Source organism: Paenibacillus sp. CMAA1364 (genome assembly GCF_054373195.1).
The window spans coordinates 1-17498 of record NZ_JBITNB010000027.1 but is presented as its reverse complement, the minus strand read 5'-3'; the positions used below and the strand labels follow the sequence as shown (position 1 = coordinate 17498).

Genomic DNA, 17498 nt, shown 5'->3' with positions numbered 1-17498 from the left:
AATTAATCATACTAATTAATTGTTCACTGAAAGGAAAAATATGTTCACCATATCATCTATCATTCTCTTTATGAGTACATCTATTATATTAATCCTCATCCCAGGTCCAGATCTTATCTTTGCCATAACTCAAGCTATATCGAATGGAAGAAAAGCTGGTGTGTATACGGCTATTGGGCTCAGTCTTGGCAATATCGTACATACATTAGCGGCAGCGCTTGGGCTTTCTGTTGTTATTATGACATCTGCAACGGCTTTTCTCTTATTGAAATGGCTAGGTGCCATCTACTTATTCTATCAAACATATAAATCTATTAAACACAGGAAGATACATATTCAGATCAACATGGATGGTAACAAAAACAAACGCAATCTATTAATCAAAGGATTTACGATGAATATATTAAATCCGAAGGTAGCCATATTTTTCTTAACTTTCCTACCGCAATTTGTTAATTATGCAGCAGGGCAGGTACCTATCCAAATGATTATCCTTGGTGTGATCTTTATTATTCTTTCCGTGATTATGTTTACTTTTATAGCTTATTTCGCGGGGTCCTTTAGTCAGCGATTAATTACCAAGCCACGGTATAGTGAGATCGCGAATATCATCGCTGGTTTCATCTATTTAGGATTAGGAATGAAGCTGTTAACTATTGTGCAATGAAATTTTGTTATCTCCATTTAAATCATGTATAATTATATACTGATACTGTTGAAATCATATATTTATAAGGAGAAGATGTTGTAGTGGAAAGTGATAGGCCTGGGTTAAATTTATTATTGATTGCATTATTAATTGCGTTAACTGCTTTCTTCGTAGCTGTAGAATTTGCAATGGTACGGCTTCGACCAAGTCGAGTGGATCAGATGGTAAGTGAAGGTAGGAAGAATTCTCTTGCTGTCAAAAAGGTCGTCGACAATTTAGATGGGTATTTATCTGCATGTCAATTGGGTATTACCATTACGTCACTTGGTCTCGGTTGGTTAGGAGAGCCTACGGTTGAAAGTATTCTACATCCTTTATTCCAGAAGTTAAGCTTATCTCAAGGTTTTACGGATATACTTTCCTTCATCATTGCATTCGTATTAATTACGTACTTGCATGTCGTGGTTGGTGAATTAGCTCCAAAGACGATCGCAATACGCAAGACCGAGACGATTGCATTGTTAACTGCACATCCGATCATTTGGTTCGATAAAATTATGAGCCCATTCATTTGGTCATTAAATGGATCTGCTAATCAATTGGTTAAACTGTTAGGTGTCAAGCCTGCAACGGAACATGAAGAAGCTCACTCTGAAGAAGAACTTCAGATCATTATAAATGAAAGTTACGAGAATGGTAAGATTAATAAGAATGAATATGGTTATGTGAATCGCATTTTTGCTTTTGATAATATGTTAGCTAAGGACATTCTTGTACCTCGTACGGATATGGTGTGTCTATTCACGGATAAAACACAACAAGAGAACATGGCAACGATCATAACCGAACAATATACGCGTTTTCCTGTCGCACAAGAACATAAAGATAATATCATCGGTATTATTAATACCAAACAATTCTTTTTGGCGTATAATAGCAATCCTGATATTGAAATATCTACGTTAATGCAACCTGTCATGTCAGTACCTGAATCAACTTCTATAGACGCCTTGTTAAAAAGGATGCAACGAGAGAGCACTCATATCGCTATCCTAGTCGATGAGTATGGTGGCACATCAGGTATGGTGACCATTGAGGATATATTAGAACAAATTGTTGGTGAAATTCGGGATGAATTTGATTCCGATGAAGAACAAGAAATCAACAGAATTGAAGACAATCATATTATAGCAGATGGTAAAGTATCTTTAGTTCTCATTAATAGTCTGCTACTCACAAGCTTTGACACCGAAGAATGGGATTCAATTGGTGGTTGGTTGTATGGTCATCGCTCTGAACTAGAGGAAGGCGACCAATGGCAACACGAGAATGTTACATTTACCTTGCTAGAAAAAGATAAACATCGTTACTGTAAAGTTGAATTATTCGTTCAATCTTAATGGACTTGAACAAAAAGACAACCAACATGGTTGTCTTTTTGTTTGCACATATGATTAGACTAATGAAATGACTAAAGTAATTGACAATGTGTATTATAAAAGTTAATAATAAAAATCGGCATAAGAACATAGAAGGAGAGAGATTATGGATTTATTTCGCAAAAAATCGGCATTAAGTTACATAGAAGAAGGGGAAGCAACGGATCAATCAAATAAGTTAAGTAAATCGCTTGGAGCTATGGATTTGACCATATTGGGTGTGGGAGCAATCGTGGGAACAGGCATATTTGTTCTTACAGGAGTTGTTGCTGCGGTTCATGCGGGTCCAGCGCTTATCCTATCATTTGTTATCGCTGCAATCGCATGTGTATTAGCAGCACTGTGTTATTCGGAATTCGCATCATCTGTCCCAGTCTCGGGCAGTGCATATGCCTACAGCTACACAACGTTTGGTGAGATGTTTGCCTGGATTCTTGGATGGGATCTAGCACTTGAGTATGGTGTTGCAGGGGCAGCTGTAGCCAGTGGATGGTCAGGATATCTAAAAGGTCTATTGGATGGCTTCGGCATTCATCTTCCAACTGCCGTATCTGGATCATTCGATATGGCTAAGGGTACATATATTGATCTACCAGCCGTTCTAATTATACTCCTCATATCCTTTATGTTGAGCCGTGGAATTAAAGAAACGGCACGCTTTAACACGATCATGGTTATTCTAAAAATAGCGGTAATTTTGTTATTTATTGGTGTAGGTATTTTCTATGTCAAACCAGCGAATTGGACACCTTTCTTGCCCTTTGGAATGACAGGTGTATTTAATGGGGCAGCCGCTGTATTCTTTGCTTATATTGGTTTTGATGCATTATCTACAGCTGCAGAAGAAGTGAAAAATCCACAACGAGATTTACCCATCGGTATCATTTCATCGCTTGCCATTTGTACGGTTCTGTATATCATCGTATCATTAGTGATCACAGGTATAGTCCCATTCGAAATGTTAAATGTAACAGATCCTGTTGCTTTCGCACTAAGGTATATTAATCAAGATTTCATAGCAGGGTTAATATCATTAGGTGCAATTGCGGGTATGACTACTGTTCTATTAGTATTGATATATGGTCAATCCAGATTATTATTTGCTATTTCGCGTGATGGCATGTTACCCAAATTGTTATCTTCCATTAATCCCAAAACTCAGGTACCTATCATTAGTACATGGATAACAGCCATTATTATCGCCTTATTAGCAGGATTAGTTCCTCTTGATAAATTAGCAAGTCTAACGAGTATAGGAACACTATTTGCATTTGCAGTTGTTTCATTAGGCATAATCGTATTAAGAGTAACAAGCCCAGATCTACCAAGGGGATTCCGTGTTCCATGGGTGCCATTTATTCCATTGTTAAGCGCTGGTGCTTGTATCTATTTAATGTTCGGTCTAAGTAAAGAAACATGGCAAGGATTTATGATCTGGCTGGTAATAGGCGTTGTTATATATTTCAGTTACGGATATAAACATAGTAAATTAAATAAACAGAAGTAATTAAGTACTTAGCCACATGAGTTATTAATGTCATTAACCAACTATCTATTATGACATTGTTCATTTATATACGTAAAAACACTGGTTATGACGTATACGTAAAAATGTTATGTTATAATGTTGAATTGTATGATCGAACTACTTTTTTTTGGAGGTAGAAATGATGAAGTCACCAAGACATATCGTTCTAACACTATTTCTTCTATTCGGTATATGGCTTACAGGATGTTCTAATGACAATGTTACTTTACCAACACCACAACCAACTCAAGAGGATAACATTGAAATCGAACAAGGGCAGACGCTCAACATCGTTGAACCAGATACAGTGGACGTCACCCCTGACGAGAAAAGTGAATATCAGATACAGACACGATTGATGGGATTTCAATTATTGGATCAAAATACTGGCTTGGCATGGGGTGTTACAAGAAAGTCACTCCGGCTATATTTGACGGAGGATAACGGCCTGAGCTGGATTAATATTTCTCCAGCAGAGAATGTTAGATTCACGGATATTCCTAAATATGGTGTAGATATATACTTCTTAGATCAGAATAATGGTTGGATTATTCGTAGTGGACAAGACAACAAAGAAACCCTTGTTCTTCGTACAACAGATGGTGGGAAGCAATGGAAGATATCTTCCTTACCTAGAACAGATTTGATTAAAGGGGTCTCTTTCTCATCTCTCAGTCGTGGTTGGATCATTACATCTTCCGAGACCTTAAAAGGACAAGAAGAGAAATATTTATACAGAACAGACGATGGTGGTGCGAATTGGACAAAGATCATGCAGAATACAGGATCTTCAACTTCCACAAATGACACAATGGGGTCCATCTCTAATAAAGGGTATATACAAGATATTACCTTTGTGGATGCTTTACATGGTTTGGTTATCTTACAAGATATGCAACTTCCTGTACTTTATATAACTAAAGATGGTGGCAACACATGGAATCCTAAATCTGATCTGCTAGATATGAACAAGATGGGATCGTGTAATAACGTGGCTCTTAATACAATTCGTTTTTTCGATCGAACACAGAAGAATGGCTTTGTTCCTGTACAATGTACAAATGACTCTGGCACGAAATTCAATGCATTGTTCACAACGGACAATGGACGGAATTGGAGATTCACTCCACTCCATTTGAATTGGGTACAAGGGTTGAACCACGACCTTGCACCTATATTTATTAATGGGGTAGAAGGGTGGTATTTGAAGGAATCGAGTGTATACCACACAATGGATCAAGGTAATACCTGGAGGGCACTACCTTTTAGTGAAGTTCTCCAGAACAAGATGAAGAAGTATCCTAGTGTTATTAAGTGGGATTTCATTTCTTCCGAAATAGGTTGGATTTTATTGGAGAATAAAGATGAGGAACGTTCTTTATTGTTACAGACGAATAATGGTGGAATCAGTTGGAAAGTATTATAATAATGGCTAGGATGATCATGTTTATTGATTATGGTCATCCAAAATTTCATTAACAACTAATTTTAAATAAAAAAAATTTAAATTAAGTTTTAAGTTTATGTGAAATAAATCACAATATAAAAATGAGACATATGTTATATTATAAATATAAACAAGAAAGATAACTAGATGGGAGTGGGATAAATGACAACTATCAATAATAATATGGATGAGACAACAAAGAACTATCTCCAATTCTGCTATACATGCGAAGATGCTCACTTATGTACTACAGAAGAAAAGTGTAAATCATGTTGGGCTGAACAAGCTATGACGGAAACAACCGAATTGAACGAAACTCAGAACTATTTACAAATGATGCACGCCTAACTTTCATAAGTGATTATACGAAGAGATCGGGATTCTATTCCGTATCTCTTTATTTCATTTCAAAGAAATGATCAATTTCTAGCGGGTATAGCATATACTTGGTAAAGAAGAGCTTGTTAGCATTGAAAGTATGGATGCAATACATAGGAGGGAGATGAATAGGGGTGAACTCATTCTGGATGTTTGACTTTGTTGGGACGGTCATGCCAATCTTCATCATTGTGTTCTTGAGTATTCTGTTATTAACTGTAGGAAAGGGTATTCTACGTTGGAATAATAACAATAAACAACCGTTGCTTACTGTGGGATCTCGAATTGTTAGCAAACGAAATGAAGTGAATCACCATCATAATCATCAGAATGACCATATATCAAGTTATACTCGTACTAATTATTACATTACTTTTGAAGTGGACAGTGGAGATCGGATTGAGTTCGTCGTCAATGGCGAAGAATATGGTCTCTGTGCGGAAGGCGATACTGGACGGTTAACATTCCAGGGCACACGATATATGGGTTTTCATCGCAATCCACGTTATACAACACAAGAAGAGATCAATGGGAACCGACGGAGTTATGAATAGTATGGACCAATGGATATGAATAGATGAGCTTACTTTAGATGTGAAACATCTCGAGTAAGCTCTTTTGTCGTCATATTACGAATTTGAAATATTATATATCTATAAATTAAGCACCATCTAGGCATCTGTACATAAGATAATGTGAAGTAAATAAGTCCCTAACCAAAGGAGGTATGAAATATGCCCGCTGTTAAAGCAACAACTGCACATACCAAGTTATTAGCACGACTGATGAGAGCTGAAGCCGAAGAGGATGGGGAAGCAGGCATGCTCATGGTCGGTAATGTGGGGGTTAATCGCGTACTAGGTGATTGCTTGGATTTCGGTGATATCCGGAACTTACAGGATATGGTCTTCCAGAGCCCCGGCGGCTTTGAAGCTACACAAAAGGGTTATTTTTATCAGAATGCAAGAGATAAAGACATACGCCTAGCTAAGAGAGCTATCAATGGGGAACGTAGATGGCCCGCTAGTAATGCACTTTGGTTCTTCCGTCCCACGGGAGACTGTCCTGCTACTTGGTATAACCAGCAAAATACTGGCAGGTATAAAGCACATTGTTTCTTTACACCTACGCCAGGAGATTGTCCTACCGTATATTAACGTTGTTAGAGCATATGTATGAAAGACCATGTAGGAAGACATTAGATATACTGTTTTTAATGACTAGGAGGAATTCAAATGATCATGCAACCTTTTCAACCGGTAACTTATAATTTCGGGAACGACAGAAGCCCACAAGGGAATAACATGATGCCCCCAATGGGTGTAGGTGGAACTTATATGCAACCTCCTCAAGTATCTAGCGGTAATCCTATGACCCCGTCAGGCAACGTGATACCGACGAATCCACCGATGTTCGAGCAATCTTATATTGAGAATATTTTACGCTTAAACTTAGGGAAGATTGGTACATTTTATATGACCTATGAGAATAACAAGGAATGGAATGCCAAAAAGTTTCAAGGGGTTGTGGAAGCAGCTGGACGTGATCATATCATAATTAGCGAAAAGGCAACGGGACGTAGAGTTATTCTGTTAACCATCTACTTAGATTATATTACCTTTGATGAGCCAATTATTTATCAATATCCTGGTGTAATTGGAAATCCGCCACAAGCTAGAGGTTAAATATCATGTAATTCACATAAAAGGGGTGCCATTTCGTCTGAATTGACGAAGGCACCCCTTTTAGACGGTTAAATGACTGTTTTCACATGAAAACTCAATGTTTCTGTATAATACAGTCATACCTTAGTGTTTGACTGTGTAATGTATAACTATATAATTAAATATAACGTACCATATTAGGTGGAATGGAGATGAGGAACTTGGGGCATTGATGCTGCTTAGAATAGAACCGATTATGCAAAGTCATATTATTCTTAAAAAACGAAGGAGGTGTACCTATTCGTCAGTGAAGGATTACGACGAATAGGAATGAGATTGGACCCATTACCGAGTGAACTGAATATTTTAATCATTTTTGTTTTAATCATGTTAAATGGTTTTTTTGTATCTGCTGAGTATGCCATGGTCAAAGCAAGGAGTAGCCGCATGGATGGACTTGTTGCGGACGGACGTAAAGGAGCAATTTTAGCTAGAAATATTACAAATAATCTTGACTCATACTTATTAGCTTGTCAACTAGGAATCACAATATCCTCTTTAGGTCTTGGATGGATTGGTGCACCCGCAATCGCACGATGGTTACATCCTCTTTTTAGTGTTTTCGGATTTGGTGAGACGCTAGTATATGGTATCTCATTTACGTTATCATTTGTTATCATTACGATTCTTCACTCTGTCTTAGGGGAGATTGCACCGAAGACTTTCGCTTTAAGAAAAGCCGATGTAGTCACATTAATATCTGCTGGACCAATCACGCTCTTTTATAAGATCATGTCCCCATTTATATGGGTACTTCATAGTCTAGCCAACCTTATCTTAAGAGTCCTACACATTACATCTGAGACAGAGTTAGGAACAGCTCACACAGAAGAAGAAATACGTATATTAATGCAAGAGAGCAGTAAAAGTGGATTAATTAACAACACAGAACTAGCACTAGTTGATAATATATTTGGTTTTGCTGAAACAACTGCACGTGAGATCATGATTCCGCGAACTGAAATGATTTGCTTGTATAATCATGTCCCACGGGAAGAGAACTTAGAAATTGCATATGATGCCATGAGAACCCGCTACCCTTATTGTGATGGGGATAAAGATAATATCATCGGATTTATTCATATCAAAGACTTAATTAGAGCCAATGATATTGAATATCCATCCATAATTCGCCCAATAATAACCGTACCTGAATCCATCCACATCAGTACCTTATTGAAGCTGATGCAACGTGGGAAATCTCAGATTGCTATATTGATTGATGAATATGGTGGTACTTCTGGATTGGTAACAATGGAAGATATCATGGAGGAGATTGTAGGCGAAATTCAAGATGAATTTGATGAAGAAAGACCCGTAATTGAGAAAATAAATGATGATGAATTCTCTATCGATGGATTAATGTTAATTGATGAGATCAACGAGCGTTTCGAACTGGATATGGACACAGCTGATTATGATACAATTGGTGGTTGGTTATATTCACGCTTAGACACGATTCCGCCTCAGAAGGGTCAATCCGTAGAATTTGACGATCATATATATATAGTAGAAGAAACAGATAATAAGCGTATATCCAGAATATTGTTGCATAGAATGGCGTTCCAAACAAAATATGAAGGTGCTTAAATATTTTTTTGATAAAATCTATTAAATTGCGTAACTACTCTCTGGTTGCCTGCGTTTATACTATATCCCAGGATAATTCAGAGAGGAAGATGTATGATGATTAGTCAATGTTACAAGAGAAGCTTCATGGTTACCATGTTAGTCGCATTCATGAGTATGTTATTTGTTATGGAGGCAAGCGCCAGTGAAGCTAAAGTGCCAGGCGCACTTACAACACCTCCTCCGCAAGAAATGGTTAGTCCATTAACATTCAATCCAAGTTTCAAATATCTGTATGATGGTCAACTGTCTCTGAATGCCATTGGTAATTTGAAAGTAAAACTTACCGTGAACACAACAGCTTATGAAGTAGTGAATTCGATAGGTGCTGATGTTACGATTCAGAGATGGACAGGGAGTGATTGGGTGTCTGTACAAACGACGGTTCTATCGACGACATCCAGCGATATGTATACAGGATCGGCCAGTTGGATAGTCACGAAAGGTTACTATTATCGAGGCAAATCGAACCACTGGATTTGGAAGGGTTCCCTTAAAGAAGAATCTGTCTTGTATACTGCATCATCATTAATTACAGAATAATAAAGAACAAAATAAGAGGGTGGTACCAGCGAAGCTGATATCATCCTCTTATCTTGTTCATCAACAGCTATATACAATATATTTTCACTTCATTTCAGCCAACCAGGTATCTAATTGTTTCTGTACTTCTTTCTGGACCTCGTGGATACCAGATTGCTCTAATTCTCCATTGAACTTATTAAGAATGGTGTCAACATCAACGCTACCCGTCATTAGGCTCGAGTAATATTTTTTCCATACCATCTTGATATGTTCGGTTTGGACAGTCATCTTCGATAGATCAGGTGTGAATCCAAGCAAGGTAGATTTAACCACGTCATCATTGTATTTACGGAATTGTTCCCATTTATCAAGTGGATCTGGGTTGTCACCGCCCATAGTGTTCAGAATAAACCAGTTCCCCTGTGTGTACTGCACACCTGAATAGCTTGCTGATGCATCTAGGATTGGATTCCCTTGGCTATCTTTGCTTGGAATCGGGACCGCCTGGCCGTATTCATTCAGCGTATAATGTAATCCTTCGATACCATAATTAAATAAGTTGCGTATTTCAGGATCGGTATTCAGTAGATTCAAGAATCGAATACATTCTTCAGGATACTTAGTATTGGCATTCACAGCCATGATTCCAGCGCGAACTGATTCCGTAGTGACGATAATAGGTGTGATAGGGTTAGATACTACTGTGTAGCCACGATCCTTACTCCAAGTCGTCTCAGGGAGTGGACCACCACCAGAAGACTTCCAGAACACTTTAGCGCCACGCTTAAGTCCACCAGACTCCCATAATGCTGCATCTTTATTAATATAACCCTTTTGGTAATAATGCCGTAACGTGTCTAATACTTTGCGAGCTTCCATGGTTTCGAAGATATTTACGACTTTGGGGCTCTGATCTAATGATTTAACCATCAAAGGAACTTTATTGTTCAGAATATATTCATACCCATCGATGGCGAAGAAATTATGTGAATCCAGATCCAATTCCATAGGGACGTAATCAGGTTCTTGCTGATGAATCATCTGAAGTACAGGTTCTAGTGATTCTAGCGTATTGTACTTGGTAATATCGATATTGTACTTATTTACTAATGAAGCAGGGTACATCCAATGATCACGCACAGCTAATTCCTTATTGGTTGGCACACCATAAATACCTCCGTCGTTCATACGAACACCTTCCCAAAAGATGGGGTCTATAGTATCGTACATTTCCTTACCCAGACCTGTTAAATGTTGATCAAGTCTTAACCATGAACCACTCATAGCCGTAGTAGCATAACTAGGTGCATAAGCAATATCGAATGGGGCCCCTACAGAAATAAGTGTATTTAACCGATCCTCATAATCTTGCCAGCCTATTTTGATGTAAGTGATCGTCACACCAATTTTACGAGCCATGATTTCATTTATTTTATCATTTACGATCTGAAGATCTTGATCCGGTTCTCCGATCGTGTAATAGATGAGATTGACAGTATCACCATCATATGGACTTGTCATAGTGATATTAGGTTGGAGGGAACATCCCGTCATATATGCTGAGATAAGAAATACGAGACTTATCATTAGTAAGATGTACTTGTGATTTGATCGCTTGTGCATAGATATTCTCCTTACTAACTGAATTCGTTGTTATCTTTTAACACGCAGATCAGAGGGAGACTTTCCGAAAAACCCTTGGAAATGTGTGTAAAAGTAATTCAGATTGTTATATCCGACGGAGAGAGCGACACAAGAGATTTTATCATCTGACGATTGTATTCGCTCTCGTGCGAGTAGCATTCGATAAGCCATCAGGTATTCTGAAAACTTTATGTTCGATTCTTTAAGAAATAGTTGCCCAAGGTACGTACTGTTCATTTGGAAGCGATCTGCGACCAATTTCAAGGTAATGTTCTGATTATACTCCGTCTTAATCATCAGTAGAATACGGTTAAGCAACTTGGATAATTGATCATAGGGTAGACCGAGTACCGGATCTTTGTTCACACTATCGCTATTCACATCACCTATGCAGCCATGAAGATCCTCTACAATAATCTTCTCAATCACTTCTTGTAACTTGAAACGTTCTATCGGTTTGAGCAAGTAGTCTCTGACACCACAGCGAATGGCTTCTTGAGCATACTTGAACTCACTATGACCGCTCATGATGATATATTTGGTTGGTATTTGGAGCTCGTTAAATCTATGAATCAATTCATAACCAAGATTCTTGCCAACGCACACATCAAAGATAGCAACATGTGGTTGTAGTTCTATAACCTTGGATAGGGCCACCTCCGTTGATTCACAGGTCTCGATTCGAGTGAAGCCATATTGTTTCCAATCCAAGATTCGCTTCATTCCCTCCAAGATCTGAGGTTCATCATCCATAATCAACAGTTTGTACATGCTCCATCACCTCTTTTGGAATCCGTATAGTGATCTTAACGCCAGCTTCCTTATTGTTCTCAATCTCCAAAGTAAAGGTATTGCCATAGAAAAAATGAAGCCGTGTGTAAACATTACGTATTCCTATACCTACGTTATTCGATGAAGTATCATCTATGTCAGTCATTGTGCTTCGAACGGTATTTAAACTCTCCACATGAATACCAAGTCCATTATCTACAAATTCTAACACATAGCAATCTTTGCCTTCCCATCCATTCACGATATACAGATTGAATTCTTTACTAGCACTAAAGCCATGTATGAAGAAATTCTCAGCTAAAGGCTGCATCCAGAATTTCACCGTTGGGATCGAGAGTAACTTCGGTTCCACATTGATTTGATAATAGAATCGTTGCGGATATTTAAATTCCATAATCTCTAAGTATCTTTGAAGTAACTCCAGTTCACTTTCAATGGAGATAATATTATCCTTTTTGACAATTTCGCGATAGAGCGATCCCAAGGTTGCAATCGCATCAGCCGTATCTCTGTCTTGATTAACGAGTGCAGTAGAACGGATGACTTCTAACGTATTGTATAAAAAATGTGGGTTGATTTGATTCTGGAGAGCTTTCATCTCCGTTTCTTGTTGTTTTAGCTTAAGTAAATATTCGTTTCGAATATGTTTATCCAATTGCTGAATCATATCGTCTAATTCTCTAGCGATCATGCCATATTCATTTCGACGATAACGAGCAGGGTGGTTGGGGGTGAAATCAGCTGATTTCACACGTCCAATGGATTGAATAATGCGGTGCAGGAAGCGAGCATCATCTCGCATGTTATATACAATAAGCAACAGTACACTAATCATAGTCGTTAATACGATTAGAAAGATGGTCAAGAGCATCCTGGCATGCTGTTGTATCAACATTGATAAATCAATGAGACTAACGAACTTGAAATTGAACTTGGTGGAAGAGAAGGTAACGTAATATACTTTCTTTATGAATCCTTTTGAGATAAATCCATGGCTACGTTCATTCGTCGCTGCAAGAAGGGCTAGATCCCTTATTCTTTCTTGGTTTTGTTCGTTACCGATCACGAATACTTCACCGGTCGCACTTACGGCAGCTCCAACTCCAAATCGATTATTAAGTATGGACTTGAAGATTTGTTGACTATTGATCAAGAAACGAAGCTCTCCTAATTCTTGGGGTCCTTGTGCCGGATCAGATAATTTCTTGCGATATACAAATCCATTGAGAATGGTATCTTGAAAAGCTTCATCCGTATGGGGTAGACCGAACTTGAAGCTAGAAATTCCGTTATCATTGAAACGAATAATATTACCGTACTCTTGCGTATGTAGACTGATTTGTGTGATTTCACCTTGCGCCCAACTGTATAAATAGGTCTTAATATCTTCTGGGAAAGATAGCAATGGTTGTGAGTAATGGCTGTTAACCAGCCTGCTTGTTAAATAGTCTTCCGTACTACTACTTAAAAAGCTACGCACATCATTCATAAGATTGGGGTTAGAATAAATACGCTGCATGTACGCTTGAATTCGATCATCATCATACTGTAATTCGTTCTCTATACCTGCGAACGCATTGGCAGCCTCGATGCGCGCATCACCAACCCATTGATTCAATAGCATCGCACAAGTTAGAATACCCAGCGTAAGACCTATCATGAGAACAAAGATGACATAGGCAATAAACTTTTGTCGATATATCTTGATTTGTAAGAAAGAATTCATAGGACACCTCAATTGCAGTAGTACATCTCAAGTAAGCGCTTACTATATTATTTTAACATGAATAGTAGATGCTTCATAGATAACAAGAAGAAGCATCCCTTATAAAGGTTCTTCATAAGGGATGCTTCGGAGTAATTACTTACTTGTAATATTCATTAATTTGTTCTTGGGCAGCTTTCATAATCGTATCCATACCAGCAGACTTTAACTCACTCGTAATCTTCGGTATCATTTTCTCAGGATCGGATGCACCTGTAATGAGTTCATATCTATACTTATCCCATACCGCTTGGCAATTCGCTACTTCGGTCTGATAATTACTGATATCTAATGCGAATCCAAGTAGGGAGGAAGAAGTCGCTTCTTCATTCAGCTTTTTAACTTGATCCCATTGATCTTCAGGAGCCCCTTTGGTTACAGCTAGATTAAAGAATGTAGCTTGTGAATAGGCAGCTAGCGGCCAAGTATCGGAGATGCGCTCAATAACTTTTTCACCATCAACACTCTTGTAATCCACATCTAGCTCTCCGAACGCTAACATGTTACGTAGCTTAGAATCTGTATTGACCAATTCAATATACTTGAGTGCTTCACTCTTATATTTCGAATTCGCAGAAATGGCATTTAGGGAACCTTGGATCGTACTCGTAGTATAAATAGGGCCATAGTTCTGTGCCATCACATACTTGTCAACAGCATCATTAATCTGCCAGCCTACTTCTGCACCTGGGAATGCTTGTGCTGCAAAGAATGCTCTACCTTTCTCATTCTCTGTTTTTGTTGGAGCATCTGGGTTGATGATGCCATCCTTATACCAGCCATGTAAGATCTTAAGATCGTTCATAATGTCAGGCTGTTCGAGAACAGAGACAACAGTGCGCGATGCATCATCCGCTTTTACACCGACAGGAGGGAAGCCTAGGGTTAAATCGTCATATCCTCCAAAAAATCCGTTCAATCCTTCACCTTGCGTCATTGGTAATGGGTAGAAGTTCTTACCTTCACCAGCTTTCATATCATGCAATGGCTTATCTAGGTCTTGTAATGTTTTGATATTATTATAATCAATATTATACTTCTGCACATATTTATCATCGTATACCCAATATTGTGTTAATGCTGAGTCCTTATACGTTGGAACGGCATAATACTTGCCACCAATCTTGGTACCTTCCCATACTTTTTCAGGAATAGCCTTATATAACTCTGGTGATTCACTTTGTACAAGATCCGTAATATCGGCAAATGCACCCATAGCTACTTGCTTGCTATATTTACCGCTATTGGTGAACATAATATCGAACGGCTCACCCGTATTCACAATGGTGTTAATCTTGGTATCCCACTCACCCCAACTGGCTACTTTGATATCGATCTTCACACCAATCTTCTCAGCTGTATATTCGTTCATGGCATCCACAGCTTTGCTGAAGTTGTTAGGTACTTGGCCACCAATGGTCCACCATACTAACGTTGGAATATCCTTATTGGATGTTGCGTTGTCCTTGGGTGTTTCTGTTGTTGGCTTAGACTCATTCTTTGGAGAAGCAGTATTCGAATTACCACAAGCAGCAAAAACAGATACCATGAGTGCTAGAACACAGAGTGTAGAGATTAACTTGAATGATTTCTTCATTTGATTTCCCCCTTTATTGAAGTTGTATTACCATAAGCGTTATACAGTGATATATCATAAGCCAAGCAAGCTTGGTTTATTTCGTATTAACCTTTGACCGCACCGATCGTTAATCCAGAAATGAAATACTTTTGGAAGAAAGGGTAGGCGAAGGCAACAGGTAGTACAATTAGGATGGCTACAGCCATACGAGCAGATTCTTTCGGCATTGTTGCGACGAGCATCGCATAACTAACGCCCATGCTGGAAGCGTTCTTCGCAAGTGCATCTACATTGCTCATCAAGCTGTTAAGGAGTGCTTGTAGAGAGTACAAGTTCTGGTTATCGATATATAACATGGATTGGAACCAGTCATTCCAGTAGCCGAAGCAGAGGAACAATCCAATGGTTGCTATTACAGGCAAGGAGATCGGTATGATAATGGAGAAAAAGATCCTCAGCTGACTTGCACCATCAATCTCAGCAGATTCAATCAATCCATCGGGAATCGTACTTTTAAAAAATGTTTTACAAATAATGACGTTGAAGGACGAGACACAAAGCGGTAGAATAAGTGCCCAAATGCTATCCTTAAGACCTAACAGATTGGCGTTAATGAAATAACTAGATACTAACCCACCATTGAAGACCATAGGGATAAATACGACCCAAGTCAGAAAGTTCTTTAGCTTATAGGTTGGGCGAGAAATGACATAGCCCATGGACGTCGTAAGCAACACACCTAATACAGTTCCAACGGATGTGACTAGAACAGATACACCTAGTGCTCGAAGAATCATCGTGCCTTGTTTGATAATATAGCCGTAAGCCTCGCCAGACAGAGCCGTTGGGAACAGATGATATCCTGTTTCTCTAATGGATGCCTCACTTGAAAGTGAGATGGAGAGCACAACAATGACAGGTATGACGCAAATGAGCGATAGAACAATAAATACCAAGTTGAAAAAGAGGTTCACCCATCTATTCGTGCGGTTAAATTTCTCAAGTCCTGTTTCATAAGTAGTACTCGTTGACATCACAACACCCCCTTACATCATCGCGCTATCCGGATCGATTTTACGAACAATCCAGTTAGCCGTTAGTATTGTTGCACAACCCAAGACGGACTGTACGAATGCAGCAGCAGATGCCATTCCAACCGTAGCGGTTTTCAATTGTTTATACACCATGACATCGATGGTGGTAGCTACATTAAACAGCGAATTTGAATCTCTCGTAACTTGATAGAACAATCCGAAATCGGTATAGAAGATGCGTCCAACAGATAAGATAAACATCATGACAATGACTAGTTTGAGCATTGGTAATGTAATAAACCTGGTCTGTTGCCAGATGGAGGCACCATCAATAACAGCTGCTTCATAATAGGTGCTGTCAAGACTTGTGATCGTCGCTAGATAAATGACCATGCCATATCCCAGACCCTTCCAGACATTTAAGAAAATTAAAAAGTATGGCCAGTAGGCTGGCTCCATATACCAATTCACGGGATCGCTACCCATATTAATCAACATGGAATTGACAATTCCCTTATCATAACTTAGGAAAGCCCACCCGACAGCAGTTACGACGACCCAAGATAAGAAATAGGGGAGGAACATCATCGTCTGATAGACTTTACTTGCTCTACGACTGTGTAGTAGACCAATCATAATAGCGAAGAGAACAGGTAATATAATGCCTAGAATAATAAAGATAATATTGTAACCAATCGTATTTCGAATAATGATCCAAGCGTCATTCGATTTGAATAAGAACTCGAAGTTCTTCCAGCCAACCCATGGACTGTTGAACACATTACTCAAGAATCCTCCACTAATTCTGAAGTTCTTGAAGGCGATAATGATCCCGAACATCGGTAAGAAACTAAACAGGAGGTACCAAATCGTAGTCGGTAATGCTAACAGGGTGAGTTCCGTATCCTGCTTGTGCCAGCTGCCAAGTAAGCGCTTACGTTTTTTTGGTGATTCCATTTTTGAGTCCATGTCGTATACTCCTTCCGGCGTTATCTTGTTTGTGTTGAACTTCTTGATCTAATTGTATAGGATGAACAATCCATAATTCTAGACAACAAACTTGATACCGTAGTCAACAAACGTTAGGTTTGGCAGATTAAAAGAATATAGTTCAATTAATTTTGTAACATAATTGGATTTCAAGAGTTATAAACGTGAAGGAGGTGAAAAGGCATGAACTTCGAGGAAATCTATGACTTATATTTTCAAGAAGTGTTTTTGTATATAAAGTCCATATCTAAGAATGAAAGTACAGCTGAGGAAATTACACAGGAAGCATTTTTTAAGGCGTTAAAGGCAATTGAAAGTTTGGGTCTGTCAAATCTTTTGTGTAAACTCTTTTAATAAGTCATCTCCCCGAGGGGA

General features: G+C 38.6%; 17 protein-coding genes. 11 read left to right on the top strand and 6 right to left on the bottom strand.

Annotated features, from left to right (window positions below; all coding sequences use genetic code 11):
• The first annotated feature begins 40 nt into the window (after positions 1-40).
• The 10 genes from ACH8E3_RS13930 (at position 41) to ACH8E3_RS13885 (ending at position 9337) form a co-directional block, all read left to right on the top strand.
• Positions 41-667 (top strand): LysE family translocator, encoded by a 627-nt coding sequence (locus ACH8E3_RS13930; RefSeq protein WP_458633247.1) that lies wholly within the window; start codon positions 41-43, stop codon positions 665-667.
• 83 nt (positions 668-750) lie between these two features.
• Positions 751-2049 carry a hemolysin family protein gene (locus tag ACH8E3_RS13925; RefSeq protein ID WP_458633246.1) on the top strand — a complete coding sequence of 433 codons (1299 nt, stop codon included), beginning with the start codon at positions 751-753 and terminating at the stop codon, positions 2047-2049.
• 145 nt (positions 2050-2194) lie between these two features.
• Positions 2195-3595, top strand: a complete 1401-nt coding sequence (locus tag ACH8E3_RS13920) for an amino acid permease (RefSeq protein ID WP_458633245.1) — start codon at positions 2195-2197, stop codon at positions 3593-3595.
• 160 nt (positions 3596-3755) lie between these two features.
• Positions 3756-5042, top strand: coding sequence for a WD40/YVTN/BNR-like repeat-containing protein (locus ACH8E3_RS13915; protein WP_458633244.1), 1287 nt, complete (start codon positions 3756-3758; stop codon positions 5040-5042).
• A 183-nt stretch (positions 5043-5225) separates the two neighbouring features.
• The gene (locus ACH8E3_RS13910; RefSeq protein ID WP_458633243.1) at positions 5226-5411 is read left to right on the top strand and encodes a hypothetical protein; all 186 of its coding nucleotides are present in this window, start codon (positions 5226-5228) and stop codon (positions 5409-5411) included.
• A gap of 158 nt (positions 5412-5569) precedes the next feature.
• Positions 5570-5995, top strand: coding sequence for a DUF2500 domain-containing protein (locus ACH8E3_RS13905; protein WP_458633280.1), 426 nt, complete (start codon positions 5570-5572; stop codon positions 5993-5995).
• A 180-nt stretch (positions 5996-6175) separates the two neighbouring features.
• Complete coding sequence (locus ACH8E3_RS13900) at positions 6176-6598, top strand: cell wall hydrolase (RefSeq protein ID WP_458633242.1); 423 nt, start codon at positions 6176-6178, stop codon at positions 6596-6598.
• 78 nt (positions 6599-6676) lie between these two features.
• Entirely contained in the window at positions 6677-7126 is a 450-nt protein-coding gene (gene gerQ, locus ACH8E3_RS13895) for a spore coat protein GerQ (RefSeq protein ID WP_458633241.1), read from the top strand.
• Between the two features lie 309 nt (positions 7127-7435).
• Positions 7436-8755 carry a hemolysin family protein gene (locus ACH8E3_RS13890; RefSeq protein WP_458633240.1) on the top strand — a complete coding sequence of 440 codons (1320 nt, stop codon included), beginning with the start codon at positions 7436-7438 and terminating at the stop codon, positions 8753-8755.
• Between the two features lie 93 nt (positions 8756-8848).
• On the top strand, positions 8849-9337 hold the full coding sequence (locus ACH8E3_RS13885) for a hypothetical protein (RefSeq protein ID WP_458633239.1): 489 nt from the start codon (positions 8849-8851) through the stop codon (positions 9335-9337).
• An 84-nt stretch (positions 9338-9421) separates the two neighbouring features.
• Here the strand turns inward: ACH8E3_RS13885 and ACH8E3_RS13880 are convergent, their stop codons facing one another.
• The 6 genes from ACH8E3_RS13880 to ACH8E3_RS13855 form a co-directional block, all read right to left on the bottom strand.
• The gene (locus ACH8E3_RS13880) at positions 9422-10942 is read right to left on the bottom strand and encodes an ABC transporter substrate-binding protein (RefSeq protein ID WP_458633238.1); all 1521 of its coding nucleotides are present in this window, start codon (positions 10940-10942) and stop codon (positions 9422-9424) included.
• Positions 10943-10972: 30 nt separating this feature from the next.
• Positions 10973-11734: a response regulator transcription factor gene (locus tag ACH8E3_RS13875; protein WP_458633237.1), complete on the bottom strand. Its 762-nt coding sequence runs from the start codon at positions 11732-11734 to the stop codon at positions 10973-10975.
• Positions 11709-13481, bottom strand: a complete 1773-nt coding sequence (locus ACH8E3_RS13870) for a sensor histidine kinase (protein WP_458633236.1) — start codon at positions 13479-13481, stop codon at positions 11709-11711. Before ACH8E3_RS13870 ends, ACH8E3_RS13875 begins: the two co-directional genes overlap by 26 nt.
• 139 nt (positions 13482-13620) lie before the next feature.
• The gene (locus ACH8E3_RS13865; protein ID WP_458633235.1) at positions 13621-15117 is read right to left on the bottom strand and encodes an ABC transporter substrate-binding protein; all 1497 of its coding nucleotides are present in this window, start codon (positions 15115-15117) and stop codon (positions 13621-13623) included.
• 86 nt (positions 15118-15203) lie between these two features.
• Positions 15204-16133: a carbohydrate ABC transporter permease gene (locus ACH8E3_RS13860; protein WP_458633234.1), complete on the bottom strand. Its 930-nt coding sequence runs from the start codon at positions 16131-16133 to the stop codon at positions 15204-15206.
• Between the two features lie 12 nt (positions 16134-16145).
• Positions 16146-17102 carry an ABC transporter permease gene (locus tag ACH8E3_RS13855; protein ID WP_458633233.1) on the bottom strand — a complete coding sequence of 319 codons (957 nt, stop codon included), beginning with the start codon at positions 17100-17102 and terminating at the stop codon, positions 16146-16148.
• Between the two features lie 204 nt (positions 17103-17306).
• On the opposite strand from ACH8E3_RS13855, the gene ACH8E3_RS13850 reads away from it, so the two are divergent.
• Positions 17307-17477: an RNA polymerase sigma factor gene (locus ACH8E3_RS13850; protein WP_458633232.1), complete on the top strand. Its 171-nt coding sequence runs from the start codon at positions 17307-17309 to the stop codon at positions 17475-17477.
• The last annotated feature ends 21 nt before the right edge of the window (positions 17478-17498 follow it).

Bases quoted from the DNA above. Each gene is read 5' to 3' on its own strand.
- gerQ (WP_458633241.1), top strand. From the start codon at position 6,677: ATGATCATGCAACCTTTTCAACCGGTAACTTATAATTTCGGGAACGAC.
- ACH8E3_RS13920 (WP_458633245.1), top strand. From the start codon at position 2,195: ATGGATTTATTTCGCAAAAAATCGGCATTAAGTTACATAGAAGAAGGG.
- ACH8E3_RS13850 (WP_458633232.1), top strand. From the start codon at position 17,307: ATGAACTTCGAGGAAATCTATGACTTATATTTTCAAGAAGTGTTTTTG.
- ACH8E3_RS13860 (WP_458633234.1), bottom strand. From the start codon at position 16,133: ATGTCAACGAGTACTACTTATGAAACAGGACTTGAGAAATTTAACCGC.
- ACH8E3_RS13915 (WP_458633244.1), top strand. From the start codon at position 3,756: ATGATGAAGTCACCAAGACATATCGTTCTAACACTATTTCTTCTATTC.
- ACH8E3_RS13870 (WP_458633236.1), bottom strand. From the start codon at position 13,481: ATGAATTCTTTCTTACAAATCAAGATATATCGACAAAAGTTTATTGCC.
- ACH8E3_RS13910 (WP_458633243.1), top strand. From the start codon at position 5,226: ATGACAACTATCAATAATAATATGGATGAGACAACAAAGAACTATCTC.
- ACH8E3_RS13875 (WP_458633237.1), bottom strand. From the start codon at position 11,734: ATGTACAAACTGTTGATTATGGATGATGAACCTCAGATCTTGGAGGGA.
- ACH8E3_RS13890 (WP_458633240.1), top strand. From the start codon at position 7,436: ATGAGATTGGACCCATTACCGAGTGAACTGAATATTTTAATCATTTTT.
- ACH8E3_RS13885 (WP_458633239.1), top strand. From the start codon at position 8,849: ATGATGATTAGTCAATGTTACAAGAGAAGCTTCATGGTTACCATGTTA.
- ACH8E3_RS13865 (WP_458633235.1), bottom strand. From the start codon at position 15,117: ATGAAGAAATCATTCAAGTTAATCTCTACACTCTGTGTTCTAGCACTC.
- ACH8E3_RS13855 (WP_458633233.1), bottom strand. From the start codon at position 17,102: ATGGACTCAAAAATGGAATCACCAAAAAAACGTAAGCGCTTACTTGGC.
- ACH8E3_RS13880 (WP_458633238.1), bottom strand. From the start codon at position 10,942: ATGCACAAGCGATCAAATCACAAGTACATCTTACTAATGATAAGTCTC.
- ACH8E3_RS13900 (WP_458633242.1), top strand. From the start codon at position 6,176: ATGCCCGCTGTTAAAGCAACAACTGCACATACCAAGTTATTAGCACGA.
- ACH8E3_RS13930 (WP_458633247.1), top strand. From the start codon at position 41: ATGTTCACCATATCATCTATCATTCTCTTTATGAGTACATCTATTATA.